Origin of the sequence: Salinicola corii, from assembly GCF_008298015.1 — a bacterium.
Lineage (GTDB): Bacteria > Pseudomonadota > Gammaproteobacteria > Pseudomonadales > Halomonadaceae > Salinicola > Salinicola corii.
Genome location: NZ_VTPX01000007.1, coordinates 145,141 through 158,244, shown reverse-complemented (window position 1 = coordinate 158,244; position 13,104 = coordinate 145,141). Strand labels below are relative to the sequence as shown.

Sequence of the window (13,104 nt, the reverse complement as noted above, 5' to 3'; positions counted from 1 at the left end):
TCCGCGTCCCGCGACAGGTAGGCTGTGCCGCATCGACCCCTGGTAGTTTCAGTAGACGGCGGTTTCATTGGACGAGTCATCAATGACGACAGCGCAATCGAATCAGTTGGCCGGCATCGATGTCCTGCTGGAAGAGATCCGGCAGGGCAGGATGGTCATCCTGATGGATGACGAGGATCGCGAGAACGAGGGCGACATCATCATGGCGGCCGAGTGTGTCGAGGCCAGCCACATCAACTTCATGGCCCGCCACGCTCGCGGACTGATCTGCCAGCCGATGTCGAGATCGCGCTGCCAGCAGTTGAAGCTGCCGCTGATGGTTAGCGACAACGGCTCCGGCTACGGCACCAAGTTCACCGTCTCCATCGAGGCCGCCAGGGGTGTCTCCACCGGCATCTCGGCGGCCGACCGCGCCCTGACGGTCCGGGCGGCGGCGGCCCGCGGCGCCAAGCCTGAAGACATCGTGCAACCGGGGCATATCTTCCCGCTGATGGCGGAGCCGGGGGGCGTGCTCCGCCGTGCCGGTCACACCGAAGCGGCCTGTGACTTGGCCGCCATGGCCGGTTTCGAGGCGACGGGCGTGATCTGCGAGATCATGAACGACGACGGCACCATGGCGCGGCGGCCGGAGCTGGAGCGGTTCGCGGCGGAACACGGCATCAAGATCGGTACCATTGCCGACCTGATCCACTACCGCATGCTCAATGAGCGTACCGTCGACGCCATCGAGCAGATGCCGGTTCGAACGGCCTTCGGCGACATGACGATGCATGTCTTCCACGACAATGTTCAGGACAGACATCACCTGGCGCTGGTCAAGGGGCATCCATCCCGTCACACGCCGACGACGGTGCGGGTGCATGGCGGCGATACCCTTCGCGATCTGTTGGCCCTGTGCCGGGCGGATAGCCACTGGACCGCTCACACGGCACTGGCCGAGATCGGCCGGGCGGAGTCTGGCGTTTTCGTGCTGCTGGATGATGCACGCCCGCAAGGCGACTTCAAGCAGCAGCTCGACGAGGTGCTGGGGCGGGGGGCGTCGCCGCGTAATAGTGCCACCGATGGAGCGGGAAATTTCCTCTCCATCGGCACCGGGGCGCAGATTCTGCGTCAGCTCGGTGTCGGGAAGATGCGACTGTTGAGCTCGCCGTGGCGTTTCTCGGCGCTCTCCGGTTTCGATCTCGAGGTGGTCGAACTGGTCAGCGGTGACGCCTGAACGAGATTCGAGTCACAGCTCGTGTGAGCATGGTATGGCCGCGCGGCCATGATAAGATGGCCGGCTTCGCGCGCCGAGCGCTAGGTTCTGGCGCCGGCCAATCAGTCTGTTTTATCGCGTTCAGGTTCGAGTGACTGACGAGCCTGACGCAGTGTATCCGGAACCCGACAATGCAACCGATCGCGCAACTGGAAGGTCAGTTCACCGATGTCGATGGCCGTTACGCCATCGTCGTGGGCCGCTTCAATCACCATGTCGTCGACAGCCTCGTCGAAGGCGTCGTCGACAGCCTGATGCGGCACGGCGTCAGTGAAGAGAACATCGAGCTGATTCACGTCCCCGGCGCCTGGGAGCTGCCGTTGGCGGTCAAGCGCGTGCTGCAGGTTTCCCGACCCGACGCCGTCGTTGCGCTGGGCGCGGTAATCCGTGGCGGCACGCCGCACTTCGAGTATGTTGCGGGCAACTGCAACTCGTCGTTGAGCAGCCTGCAACTGGAGTTTGCGACGCCCATCGCCAATGGTGTGCTGACGGTCAACTCGATCGACCAGGCCGTCGAGCGTGCTGGCACCAAGGCCGGCAACAAAGGCACCGAGGCGGCCATGGCGGCGATGGAAATGGTATCGCTGTTCAAGCGACTGGGAGGCGAGGCATGAGTTCACCGTTACGTCAGTCGACGCCGGCCCAGGAGGCCCGCCGTGCAGCCCGGGAGCTTGCCGTCCAGGGGCTCTATCAGTGGCAGATGACCGGGAAGTCGATCACGGCTGTTGAAGCCGAGTTCCGTTCCCAGATCGCCGACGAGGATCTCGAGGATCACGAGAACTGGCACAAGGTAATGGAGATTGCCGACAAGGCGCTCTTCCATGACCTGCTTAACAACACGGCCAACAACCGCGCGGAGCTCGACGCGGCGATCGCGCCGCTGCTCGATCGGCGTCTGGAGGATCTGGACCGCATCGAGCTGGCCATTCTACGCCTCGGCACCTACGAGCTATCCCGCCGTCCCGAGGTTCCCTACCGGGCCGTGATCAACGAAGGGGTGGAACTGGCCAAGATATTTGGCGCCACCGATGGCCACAAATACGTCAACGGCATACTCGACAAGCTCGCCTCGCGGCTGCGGGGCGCCGAGGTCGCTGCACGCCGTCGTTGACATGAGTCGTACCTCCTTGAGCGAATTCGACCTGATCGCTCGCTACCTGTCGCGACCTGCGACAGCCGGGCGTAGCGACGTCATCGTCGGCAACGGCGACGACTGCGCTGTGCTGGCACCCTCCCCGGGTCAGCAGTTGGCGGTCAGCGTCGACACCTCGGTGGCCGACGTCCATTTCCCGCATGATGCACCGCCTGCTGCCATTGGCCATCGCGCCCTGGCCGTTGCCTTGAGCGATCTCGCCGCGATGGGCGCGAAAGCCCGCTGGTGCTGCATGGCGCTGACGCTGCCCGCCGCCGATCCGGTGTGGCTCGAGGCCTTCGCCGAAGGATTCCGTGGGTTGGCCGAACGCAGCGGTTGCGAACTGGTCGGCGGCGATGTCACTCGAGGTACGCTGACGATCGGTGTGACGGTCCATGGCGAACTACCGGCCGGGCTGGCGCTGCGGCGTAGCGGTGCCCGGGAAGGCGATCTGATCGCGGTGACCGGCTACCCGGGGCGCGCGGCCGCCGGACTTGCCCGTTGGCAGCAGGGTGAACGCGACCCGGGGCATCCTCTGCTCGAGGCGTATCTGCGCCCCGAGCCTCGCCTGTCGGCGGGGGAGGCGCTGAGAGGTGTAGCCACCAGCGCGATCGATATCTCCGATGGCCTGCTGGCGGATCTCCAGCATGTTCTGTCGGCCTCGAGGGTAGGCGCCAGGCTCGACCTCGAGTCGCTGCCATTGGCGACACCGCTGCGCGCGACTCTTGAGCTGGACGAGGTATGGGAGCGAGTGCTCAATGGCGGGGACGATTACGAGCTGCTGGTAACGATGGCTGCCGCTGATCTCGCCGAGGCGCAACGCCGCCTGGCGCCGCTCCACCTGCCGTTGACGCCCATCGGCCGGATCATCGCAGGCGAGGGTGTCGAGGGCGTGCCTCTCCGCCACCTCGAAAGCAGCGGCTGGGATCATTTTCCGGAGGTCCTCTCATGAACCGGGCGCCCGCGAGTGTATGGCGTCGACCGACGCATTTCCTGGCCTTCGGGTTGGGCAGTGGCGCCGTACCGTTCGCACCGGGGACTTTCGGTACGTTGGCGGCGATACCTTTCTACTGGTTGCTGTCTGGACTACCGCTGGCGATCTACATGGGGCTGATGGGCGTGGCCACGCTGGTCGGGATCTGGCTCTGCGAGACAACGTCCCGCGATCTCGGGGTTCATGATCATTCGGGTATCGTCTGGGACGAGTTCGTGGGCTACTGGCTCACGATGGCGGCGGTACCGTTTTCCTGGGAGGCCGCGCTGTGGGGATTCGTGGTATTCCGGATCTTCGATATTCTCAAGCCCTGGCCGATTCGCTGGGTGGACCGTCGGGTCGCCGGAGGGATCGGCATCATGTTCGACGACATCCTTGCCGGCGTGTATGCCTGGAGCACGATGCATCTCTGGTTCTGGCTGCATTGAACCATGGGCAACGAAAAACAAGGCGACATCCGATGCCGGCCGAGCCGAAGAGGGACAAGGTGACCGCGCCGACGTCGGCCTCCTCAATGTCTGTGTCAGGAGCAACATATGCGTAAATGGATGATCGCAGGCGCGGTCGTGATCGTGTTGGCCGGCGGCGGCTACCTGGGGGCTCAGGCCTATTCTAGCCAGCGCTTCGAGACCGAGATGGACAAGCTGGTCGCGCGGCTCGACGCGCGCCCCGACTGGGAGGTCTCACGCGAGGATGTCGACAGTGGCTGGTTTCACTCCTCCGGCCGCATCGAGGCGCGTTATGTGGCGGGCGCTGATTCCGTCGCGGTCGACGTCTCGTATCGGGCGAATCATGGCCTGCTCGAGACGACGCTCGATGGCGAAGCGCAGTCGCGGGACGGCGGGGGGCAGACACTGTTCGGTGACGTGCTCGAGAGCCAGGGGCCGATGACCTGGAGCGGGCGCTTCCTGACCCGCGAGCAGAAGCTGGAGGGTCACTTCACCCTGCCGAGTTTCTCGCAGACGGTCACCGTGCCGGCACGAGAGGTCGCTGGGGAGGTGACACCGGCTCGCGACATGCAGCTGGAGTCCGCCGAATCGACGCTCGACGTCGAGCAGGTCGGCGATCACGTCACGTTGAAGGGAGAGGCACCGCGGCTGCGACTGACCGACGATCAGACCGACGTCCTGATCGAGGGGGCGACGGTTTCCGGAACGTTCGAGGGTGATGACCAGGCTTTCCGCCAGGAGATGGCGCTGACGTTCCCGACTACGACGGTCACGCCCAGCGGCAGCCCCAGCGTGATCACCCGGGATATCGGTTACACGGTGAATGCGACGCTCGACGCCGACCAGCTGACGATGCAGATGAAGGCCGACCTGGGTGATACTCGAATCCAGGATCAGTCGGTTTTCAATGGCGGCTTCACGCTGGCGCTGGATCGGGTCGACGGTGACGCCTATCGGGCATTGGCGAAGGTGCTGGAAGAGAATCTGACGGACATTCAGACGGCCGCCGACGCCGGTGATGGCCAGGCGCTAGAGTCCGCGTTGGCGCCGTTGCAGCCCTCGATCCAGGCGCTGCTCGCTGGATCGCCACGCCTGTCGCTGGAGAGTCTGAGCGCCGACAGCACGATGCTGGGCATGAAGATGCGCGGCGAGGGCGAACTCAGTGTCGATGGCGCCGGCATCGAAGAGTGGGATCCCGAGATGATGAGCGACGAGGCGCTGGAACGCGGGCTCCTCCGCCGCCTGCAGGGCAGCCTCACCCTCGAGGGCGCGCCGGCCATGCTGCTGATGACGCTCGGCCTGCCACTGGGCAGCGATCCGCTACAGGTCGAACTGGCGGATGGCTTCCTCGATGTCGATGGTCAGCGGATACCGCTGTTGCCGCCGGCGAACGACTCGAACTGATATCGTCCAGATGCCTGACGGGGCCGCGCTTTCGGGCGCGGCCCGACGATTTCCGCGCTGATCTCCGGTCGCCGACTTGAACTCCCGCCCCGGTGCCCACATCCCTTGGTCATTCGGCCAGCTTTGGCCTCGAACTCAGGGTGAATGATGAGCGAACACGACCGCGACGCCACGGACTACTTCGAAGCCAGCCAGGACGCCGTCGGAGGCGACCCCAAGTCGCAGCAAGCCGCCGGTGCCGTCGTCCCTTCCGGTGATTATCTGCCGGAACGGATCTATCTCCTTCCCATCCATAACCGTCCTTTCTTCCCCGCCCAGGTGCAGCCGCTGATCATCCAGCGCCAGCGCTGGGAGGAGACGATGAAGCGCGTCGCCAATACCCCCCATCACATGGTGGGCGTGGCGTTCGTGGGCGATGTGGGCATGGAGGAATTGAATCCCGGCAGCTTCCCGGAGATCGGCACGGCGGTGAAAGTTCATCGCAACCAGACCGAGGAACAGCAGATCCAGTTCATCGCTCAGGGGATGCGGCGCTTTCGCATTCACCGCTGGCTGTCGAAGACACCGCCCTACCTGGTGGAGGTCTCCTATCCCCGCGAGCCGGTCGATGCCGAGGCGGAGGAGGCGCGCGCCTACGCGATGTCGTTGATCAACGGTATCAAGGAACTGCTGCCGATCAACCCGCTCTATGGCGAGGAGTTGAAGAGCTATCTCAACCGCTTCAGCCCGCACGAACCGGGTCCGTTGACCGATTTCGCCGCAGCCATCACCTCCGCCAAGGGCAAGGAACTGCAGAACGTCCTCGAGACCCTGCCGATCATGGATCGGATGCAGAAGGTACTGCCGCTGTTGCGCAAGGAGATCGAGGTCGCCCAGTTACAGAACCAGATCAGCGAGCAGGTCAACTCGCAGATGCAGGAGCGACAGCGCGAATTCTTTCTTCGCGAGCAGCTCAAGGTCATCCAGAAAGAGCTCGGTATCTCCAAGGACGATCGCGAGAGCGATGTCGATACCTTCCGCGACCGTCTCGAGGCGCTGCGGGTGCCGGAGCGGGTGCAGGAGCGCATCGACGACGAGTTGAACAAACTGTCGGTGCTGGAGACCGGTTCCCCGGAATACGGCACCACCCGCAACTATCTCGACTGGCTGACGTCGCTGCCCTGGGGCATCACCTCGGAGGACCAGCTCGATCTCAAGCGGGCCCGCGGCGTGCTCGATCGCGATCATGACGGGTTGAACGACGTCAAGGAACGCATCATCGAGTTTCTGGCGGAGGGTTCGTTCAAGGGCGATGTGGGCGGTTCCATCGTGCTGCTGGTCGGCCCGCCCGGGGTGGGCAAGACCTCCGTCGGCCGCTCCATCGCCGATGCCCTGGGGCGCAAGTTCTATCGCTTCTCGGTGGGCGGCATGCGCGACGAGGCGGAGATCAAGGGCCATCGCCGTACCTACATCGGCGCGATGCCGGGCAAGCTGGTGCAGGCGCTCAAGGAGGTGGAGGTCGAGAATCCGGTGATCATGCTCGACGAGATCGACAAGATGGGACAGTCGTTCCAGGGAGACCCGGCCTCGGCGCTGCTGGAGGTGCTCGATCCCGAGCAGAACGTCGATTTCCTCGATCACTACCTCGATGTGCGCCTGGATCTGTCCAAGGTGCTGTTCGTCTGTACTGCCAACCAGCTCGACACCATTCCGGGGCCGCTTCTCGATCGCATGGAGCAGATCCGGCTTTCGGGGTACATCGCCGAAGAGAAGGTGGCGATTGCCAAGCATCACCTGTGGCCGAAGCTGTTGAAGCGTGATCGTATCCCCAAGAAACGCATCAACCTGACCGATGCCGCGCTTAAGCAGGTGATCGAGGGCTATGCACGCGAGGCTGGCGTTCGACAACTGGAGAAGCAGCTGCACCGGATCGTGCGCAAGGCAGCGGTGAAAATGCTCGAGCATAACCAGGAGACGGTCAAGGTATCGGTCAATAACCTGGAGGAGTTCCTCGGCGCGCCGCTGTTCCGCAAGGAGAAGGTACTCAAGGGCGTTGGCGTCGTCACCGGACTGGCCTGGACGGCGATGGGTGGTGCCACGTTGCCGATCGAGGCGACCAAGGTGCATGCGTTGACCCGCGGCTTCAAGCTCACCGGCAAGCTGGGCGAGGTGATGCAGGAGTCGGCCAATATTGCCTACAGCTACACGCTGGGCCATCTTGGCGAATACGGGGCCAACGCCGACTTCTTCAACGAAGCGTTCGTTCATCTCCATGTGCCGGAGGGCGCGACGCCCAAGGACGGTCCCTCGGCAGGCGTCACCATGACCACGGCGCTGATGTCGCTGGCCCGGAACCAGAGTATCGACCGATCGCTTGCGATGACCGGCGAGCTGACGCTGACCGGGCAGGTGCTACCGGTCGGTGGTATCCGCGAAAAGGTGATTGCCGCGCGGCGCAGCGAAATCTTCGAGTTGATCCTGCCGGAGGCCAACAAGCGCGATTACGACGAATTGCCGGATTATCTGAAGGCGGGAATGACCGTGCATTTCGCCAAGGTCTACCAGGATGTCGCCAAGGTCGTGTTCGGGCGTTGAGAGAGGCCGCTGGCATACCGCGCAGACGCGTCATGGTATGCTGTTGGTGACGCTGGCGTGACGATCGGCGAAGGAATGAGGAGCATGACGTGGTAAACGACAAGGTGATACAACGATCACGCTGCCTGATGATGGCGACCTGGGCAGTGTTGGCAATGGTGATGCTGAGTGCCTGCAGCTACCATCCGGCACGCATCGAGTCCGAGCCCGCCGTGATCATTGGTGACGGTGACCATCGCCACGGCGACGGCGATTTTTGTCCGCCAGGGCAAGCGAAGAAGGGCAATTGCTGAGGCATTCATTGTCTGGACCGGTCACAAGCGGCGGCGCATCATGCGCCGCCGCTTGCGTTGACGGTTGCGCTGCAGGAGGCATCAGACACACAATCTCGGTTCATCGCTTCCTTCGCGGGTACACGTCATGAGTTTCGAGAGCGCCTTCACTTACCTGCTAGCCATCTTCCTGTTCGCCATTACGCCGGGCCCGGGAGTGTTCGCTCTGATCGCCACGGGCATGAACGCGGGGTTTCGTCGATGTCTCGCGATGGCGGTGGGCATGACGCTCAGCGACGTGCTTTATCTGCTGCTTGCGACCTTCGGCTTGGCCACCATCGCCGAGCACTGGGGGGAAGTCTTCGGCGTGATCCGCGTCTTGGGGGCGCTGTACCTGTTCTATCTCGGCTGGAAGCTATGGAGAGCCCGGTGCAGAGCACAGAGGTGGCATCACCCGGTCGGCCTGGCCGCAATCTGGCAGGTGTAGTGCAGGGGTTTCTGATCTCCGCCTCGAACCCCAAGGTAATCCTGTTCTATATCGCTTTTCTGCCCACGTTCGTCGATCTGGAGCGGCTTGGTGGGTCCGCCCTGGCGTTGTTGGCCGGGCTGACGGTCGCTGGCTTGATGGCGGGGCTTTGTCTGGTCGCTGCCGGTGCCGCACGAGCGCGGAGAGCCTTGCGTTCTCCCCGGGCGCAGCGCAGATTGAACCGGGGCGCCGGATCGCTGATGATCGGCGCCGGCGCGCTGTTGATAGCGAAAAGCTGATGGAGAAGGCGAGTGGCCCTCGTTACTCGTCATCGCCGTAGTACTGGACGCCGAGCTTGATCAGGTCGCGGCCCTGCGCCTTGCGGTGGAGGTTGGAGTCGCGTAGCGAGTAGACGCAGCCGCAATACTCCTGTTGGTAAAAACGCTCGCGCTTGCTGATCTCGATCATGCGTTTCGACCCACCCTTCTTGCGCCAGTTGTAATCCCAGTATTCGATCCCTTCGTAAGGCGCTGCGGCGCGGTGGCCACAGTCGTTGATCTGGTTCATGTCCTTCCAGCGCGAGATGCCCAGTGAGCTGGAGATCAGCGTATAGCCGTTCTCCTTGGCGTAGAGCGCCGTGCGCTCGAAGCGCATGTCGAAGCACATGGTGCAGCGGATGCCGCGCTCCGGTTCGTACTCCATCCCTTTGGCACGGGCGAACCAGTTGTCGGTATCGTAGTCGGCATCGATGAATTCGATGCCGTGCTGCTCGGCGAAGCGGATGTTCTCCTCCTTGCGCAGCAGGTACTCCTTCTTGGGATGGATGTTCGGGTTGTAGAAGAAGATCGCGTAGTCGATGCCGGAGGCGTGGAGCGCTTCCATGACCTCCCCCGAGCAGGGGGCGCAGCAGGAGTGAAGCAGCAGCTTGGTGTGCCCTTGGGGCAGGTGGAGCGTCTGGCGCTCGTCGGCAGTGGACATGGTGGGATTGGCCTGGTCGTGAAGCAATTTCCGAATCATTGCTCATGGTGCGTCGCGAGCCTGGTGTCGTCAACGTCGAGTCTCTTCAGCGGCGTCTTTGCCGGCCACTGACCAGGGCCACCCCGACGGCGGCGATGGCCATGCCCAGCCAGGCAACGGGAGGCATGGTTTCGTCGATCAGCCACCAGGAGAACAATGCGGCACAGGGCGGCACCAGGTAGAACAGGGCGGATACCCGGGAGGCCTCGCCACGGCGGATCATTGCCAGCAGCAGCGAGATGGCGATCAACGAGTTGCCGATGACCAGGTAGGCCAGCGATCCGACCAGCGCACCGTCCAGCTCGAGCGTGAAGTGGCCGAAGAGCGCGATCAGCGGCAGTGTTGTGATCAAGCCGGTCAGGTATTGGATGAGATTGGCGCTGATCGGATGGAGTGGCTCGCCAAAGCGCTTCTCGTAGAGTGTCGCACCGCTCATCCCCAGCAGGGCGGCCAGCGCCAGCAGCAAGCCGCCGACCGTCGTGCCCTCCACGGTCGAGCGACCGACGATGACCACCACGGCGCCCACGAAGCCCAGCAGGAAGCCGATCCAGCGCCGCCTGCCGATGATTTCTCCCACCATGGCCGGGGCCGCGAGGGCAACCAGTATCGGCTGCAGTGACACGATCAGCGCCACCACGCCGGCGGAACTGCCGATGGCGAAGGCGCTGTAGCAGCAGCCGAAGTAGACGGTCTGGATCAGGAAGCCGACCATCGCCTGATGGCCCCAGGCGCCGAGCCTGGCCGGCATCGGTGGGCGCAGCCATAGCCAGACCGGCAGCATGATCAGCAGCACCAGCGCGAAGCGAAGCCCCAGAAACAGCAGCGGATCGACGTGCTGCGTGCCGATCTTGGCAACCGGGAATCCCAGTGACCACAACAGCAGGAAAAGGCCCGGCGCCGCCGATAGCCACAACGGCTGACGCCGGCGAGCGGATGGCTCTGCCATGGAGGATTCAGTCATGTCGATCCGTCATGGAAATTGCGGGGCAGCGGCCGGTGTCCCGAACCGCTGGCGCCTCACGGAAAGCGATTCCCGGCAGTGCCGGGACTCTCGCCGGTATGTCTCAGTCCCGATCCACCGACAGACCGCCCCAGGATTGGCAGACCGGCATCAGCTCGAGACGGTTGATGTTGAGGTGCGGTGGTAGCGTCGCGGCGAGAAAGATCTGTTCGGCGACATCTTCCGGCTGGATAGGCTCCACGCCGCCGTAGAGCTTGTCGTGAGCGCTCTGGTCGCCCTTCATCCGGACCAGCGTGAATTCGGTTTCCGACATGCCGGGGGCGATATCGGTGACGCGAACCCCGGTGCCCTTGAGATCGCAGCGCAGGTTGTAGGAGAACTGATTGACGAACGCCTTGGACGCGCCGTAGACATGGCTGCCGGGGTAGGGCCATAGCGCCGCGGTGGAGCTGACATTGACGATGGTCGCGCCGCGCCCGACATCGATCAACGTTGGCAACAGCGTTCGCGTCACGTTGACCAGGCCGGTGATGTTGGTATCGATCACCGTCTGCCAGTCGTCCAGGTTGGCCTCCTGGGCCGGACCGGCACCCAGGGCCAGTCCGGCGTTGTTGACCAGCACCTTCACCGCCTTGAAATCCGAGGGCAGCTCCTCGACCACCCGGGTGACCGCCTCCCGGTCGCGCACGTCCAGTGCGGCGACGTGAACCGGGACTTGGCTCTCCAACTCGCTTTTGACCGCTTCCAGCCGCTCCTGGCGGCGGCCGCTGAGGACCAGTGCCCAGCCAGCTTCGGCAAAGCGGTGGGCACAGGCACGTCCGAACCCCGAGGTGGCACCGGTAATGAAGGCGACGGAGGATTGCTGATTCATGGTGACTCCTGGTCAAGATGAGTGTGGGAGGTGGGGAAAGACAACCCGGGCGGGACGCCCAAGCGTCGACAGGGATTACCGGGCGCGTCCCGATGAACCCATCAGCGCGGCAGCCAAGCGTCTCCTGGTGGCGACAGCGGCAGGGGGTTTGTGTAAAAAAGAGTGATTCCCAAAGCCCTTAAGCAGTTTTTGTTGCGATCTTGTTACACTTTGACGACGATCCGCGCCTACCGTCGCGGTGCGGCCCTCGCCCTTCGATAATAACCGTATAACGACCCCGCGCAATCGCTTCGCATAGAGCTGGCCGCCTTATGGGGCCGTTTCGGGCATCGCGTTCACTGGCGTGAGGTGCGCCTCGAAGCCTCGTCCGTCGATCACGTCGTCAGGCACTGTCCGGCGGCTAGAAAGGAGGTGACAGGATGTCCACTATCAAACGACAGCGATATTACGGCCTCGAGTGGCTGCGCTTTCTGATGGCGTTGTGGATGGTTGCCTATCACTTCGGCGGGATCTACAGCGACATGCCGGCGATGCTGAGAAGCTTCATCGGCATGGGCTTTTTCGCCACCAGCACGTTTTTCATGCTGTCCGGATTTCTGCTTGCCCACGTGGCGCTGGATCATGCCGGAGAGATGAAAATGCACGGCCCGGCGTTTGTCGCCAAACGCTTGTGCAATCTCTATCCGATTCATGTCATGACGATGCTGCTGTCAATCGGATTGCTATTGATCCAGTACCCCATTCGCCCTGAAGGGGTTCATGTCTACTTCAATACGCACCCCTATTATCCGCTGAGCGACGAGGTGAGGGCTGACTTCGCCGAGCGGTTGTCGTGGCCCAACGCCATTGGTCACATCGCGCTGCAACTGACGCTCCTCCAAGCCTGGGAGCCGCGTTTCCTGTGGCTCAATGGGGCCTCGTGGTCGATTTCCGCGCTGCTCTTCTTCTACGCCTGCTTCCCGTGGTTGGCGCCGCGACTGATGCGGGTCCAGCGTTGGGGCTTGGTGCTGCTGGGCATCTGGGGGCTCTACGCGCTGGGACCGCTTGTCGCCACGCTGGCGGGGTCGTTCGATTACGTAACGGTTGGCGTGCTTCACCGCAATCCGTTGTTTCGCTTGCCAGAGTTCTTGGCGGGCATCGTGCTCTATCGCGCCTGGCAGTCTCCGCGTGTCGGCGACCTGGTGCAGCGGTTCCGCTACCCGTTGCTGGCGCTGGGCCTGTGCGGTGTTCCCATCGGGGTCCTGCTACTGAAAATGGATGGTCTGCACTTCTACTACCTGACCCACAATGGCCTGCTGCTGCCATTCCAGGCGCTGGTGTTGCTCAGCGTATGCGCCTTCTCGGCTCCGCAAAGCGCGACGGTCAAAGCCTGGGCTCAGCGACTGGGGGAGTCTGCGCTGTGCATTTTTGCCCTGCACACGCCGCTGATCGGCCCGACCGCGAGAGCGACCCGCTGGCTCTTGCAGCGATGGCACGAGAGCTGGGTCGTGGACAGCAGCAACGTGGCACTCAAGTTCGCGATCCCGCTATGGACCATGGCTTTCCACCTCGCCATGATCGTCGTCCTGGCGCTCCTGATGCAGCGCTTCGTGGTCGCACCGATACGTCGATGGCTGGAAGCGCGATTGCCGTCGGCATGGCAACGGCATTCGGCATCGAGAGCTGTCCAGGCGTGAGTTCGCCAGCGAGGGGCGGTATCGGAGGCCCCG

At 63.4% G+C, this 13,104-nt stretch carries 14 protein-coding genes; 11 read left to right on the top strand and 3 right to left on the bottom strand.

Going from position 1 to position 13,104, the window contains the following annotated elements; all coding sequences use genetic code 11:
- Nucleotides 1-82: 82 nt before the first annotated feature.
- The 10 genes from ribBA (at nt 83) to F0A16_RS22195 (ending at nt 8,845) form a co-directional block, all read left to right on the top strand.
- Nucleotides 83-1,216 (top strand): bifunctional 3,4-dihydroxy-2-butanone-4-phosphate synthase/GTP cyclohydrolase II, encoded by a 1,134-nt coding sequence (gene ribBA / locus F0A16_RS13505; RefSeq protein WP_149435922.1) that lies wholly within the window; start codon nt 83-85, stop codon nt 1,214-1,216.
- A 170-nt stretch (nt 1,217-1,386) separates the two neighbouring features.
- Complete coding sequence (gene ribH / locus F0A16_RS13500) at nt 1,387-1,869, top strand: 6,7-dimethyl-8-ribityllumazine synthase (protein ID WP_149435921.1); 483 nt, start codon at nt 1,387-1,389, stop codon at nt 1,867-1,869.
- Nucleotides 1,866-2,366: a transcription antitermination factor NusB gene (nusB, locus tag F0A16_RS13495; protein WP_149435920.1), complete on the top strand. Its 501-nt coding sequence runs from the start codon at nt 1,866-1,868 to the stop codon at nt 2,364-2,366. The genes ribH and nusB overlap by 4 nt, the downstream gene beginning before the upstream one ends.
- A 1-nt stretch (nt 2,367) precedes the next feature.
- Nucleotides 2,368-3,339 carry a thiamine-phosphate kinase gene (gene thiL, locus F0A16_RS13490; RefSeq protein ID WP_149435919.1) on the top strand — a complete coding sequence of 324 codons (972 nt, stop codon included), beginning with the start codon at nt 2,368-2,370 and terminating at the stop codon, nt 3,337-3,339.
- Complete coding sequence (locus tag F0A16_RS13485; protein WP_149435918.1) at nt 3,336-3,809, top strand: phosphatidylglycerophosphatase A family protein; 474 nt, start codon at nt 3,336-3,338, stop codon at nt 3,807-3,809. The genes thiL and F0A16_RS13485 overlap by 4 nt, the downstream gene beginning before the upstream one ends.
- 108 nt (nt 3,810-3,917) lie before the next feature.
- On the top strand, nt 3,918-5,234 hold the full coding sequence (locus F0A16_RS13480; protein WP_149435917.1) for a DUF945 family protein: 1,317 nt from the start codon (nt 3,918-3,920) through the stop codon (nt 5,232-5,234).
- A 147-nt stretch (nt 5,235-5,381) separates the two neighbouring features.
- Complete coding sequence (lon, locus tag F0A16_RS13475) at nt 5,382-7,808, top strand: endopeptidase La (RefSeq protein WP_149435916.1); 2,427 nt, start codon at nt 5,382-5,384, stop codon at nt 7,806-7,808.
- 89 nt (nt 7,809-7,897) lie between these two features.
- Nucleotides 7,898-8,101 carry a hypothetical protein gene (locus F0A16_RS13470; RefSeq protein WP_149435915.1) on the top strand — a complete coding sequence of 68 codons (204 nt, stop codon included), beginning with the start codon at nt 7,898-7,900 and terminating at the stop codon, nt 8,099-8,101.
- Between the two features lie 127 nt (nt 8,102-8,228).
- Nucleotides 8,229-8,567, top strand: coding sequence for a LysE family translocator (locus tag F0A16_RS22200; RefSeq protein ID WP_338100611.1), 339 nt, complete (start codon nt 8,229-8,231; stop codon nt 8,565-8,567).
- Nucleotides 8,567-8,845: a LysE family translocator gene (locus F0A16_RS22195; RefSeq protein WP_338100610.1), complete on the top strand. Its 279-nt coding sequence runs from the start codon at nt 8,567-8,569 to the stop codon at nt 8,843-8,845. Before F0A16_RS22200 ends, F0A16_RS22195 begins: the two co-directional genes overlap by 1 nt.
- Nucleotides 8,846-8,867: 22 nt before the next feature.
- Here the strand turns inward: F0A16_RS22195 and F0A16_RS13460 are convergent, their stop codons facing one another.
- From F0A16_RS13460 to F0A16_RS13450, 3 genes are all read right to left on the bottom strand, one after another.
- Complete coding sequence (locus F0A16_RS13460) at nt 8,868-9,524, bottom strand: epoxyqueuosine reductase QueH (protein ID WP_149436002.1); 657 nt, start codon at nt 9,522-9,524, stop codon at nt 8,868-8,870.
- Between the two features lie 85 nt (nt 9,525-9,609).
- Complete coding sequence (locus F0A16_RS13455; RefSeq protein WP_149435914.1) at nt 9,610-10,524, bottom strand: DMT family transporter; 915 nt, start codon at nt 10,522-10,524, stop codon at nt 9,610-9,612.
- A gap of 103 nt (nt 10,525-10,627) precedes the next feature.
- Nucleotides 10,628-11,395 (bottom strand): SDR family NAD(P)-dependent oxidoreductase, encoded by a 768-nt coding sequence (locus tag F0A16_RS13450; protein WP_149435913.1) that lies wholly within the window; start codon nt 11,393-11,395, stop codon nt 10,628-10,630.
- 419 nt (nt 11,396-11,814) lie between these two features.
- On the opposite strand from F0A16_RS13450, the gene F0A16_RS13445 reads away from it, so the two are divergent.
- Entirely contained in the window at nt 11,815-13,071 is a 1,257-nt protein-coding gene (locus F0A16_RS13445) for an acyltransferase family protein (RefSeq protein ID WP_149435912.1), read from the top strand.
- The last annotated feature ends 33 nt before the right edge of the window (nt 13,072-13,104 follow it).

Excerpts from the sequence above, each read along its gene's own strand:
- ribBA (WP_149435922.1), top strand. The coding sequence starts at position 83 with ATGACGACAGCGCAATCGAATCAGTTGGCCGGCATCGATGTCCTGCTG.
- ribH (WP_149435921.1), top strand. The coding sequence starts at position 1,387 with ATGCAACCGATCGCGCAACTGGAAGGTCAGTTCACCGATGTCGATGGC.
- nusB (WP_149435920.1), top strand. The coding sequence starts at position 1,866 with ATGAGTTCACCGTTACGTCAGTCGACGCCGGCCCAGGAGGCCCGCCGT.
- thiL (WP_149435919.1), top strand. The coding sequence starts at position 2,368 with ATGAGTCGTACCTCCTTGAGCGAATTCGACCTGATCGCTCGCTACCTG.
- F0A16_RS13485 (WP_149435918.1), top strand. The coding sequence starts at position 3,336 with ATGAACCGGGCGCCCGCGAGTGTATGGCGTCGACCGACGCATTTCCTG.
- F0A16_RS13480 (WP_149435917.1), top strand. The coding sequence starts at position 3,918 with ATGCGTAAATGGATGATCGCAGGCGCGGTCGTGATCGTGTTGGCCGGC.
- lon (WP_149435916.1), top strand. The coding sequence starts at position 5,382 with ATGAGCGAACACGACCGCGACGCCACGGACTACTTCGAAGCCAGCCAG.
- F0A16_RS22200 (WP_338100611.1), top strand. The coding sequence starts at position 8,229 with ATGAGTTTCGAGAGCGCCTTCACTTACCTGCTAGCCATCTTCCTGTTC.
- F0A16_RS13460 (WP_149436002.1), bottom strand. The coding sequence starts at position 9,524 with ATGTCCACTGCCGACGAGCGCCAGACGCTCCACCTGCCCCAAGGGCAC.
- F0A16_RS13455 (WP_149435914.1), bottom strand. The coding sequence starts at position 10,524 with ATGACTGAATCCTCCATGGCAGAGCCATCCGCTCGCCGGCGTCAGCCG.
- F0A16_RS13450 (WP_149435913.1), bottom strand. The coding sequence starts at position 11,395 with ATGAATCAGCAATCCTCCGTCGCCTTCATTACCGGTGCCACCTCGGGG.
- F0A16_RS13445 (WP_149435912.1), top strand. The coding sequence starts at position 11,815 with ATGTCCACTATCAAACGACAGCGATATTACGGCCTCGAGTGGCTGCGC.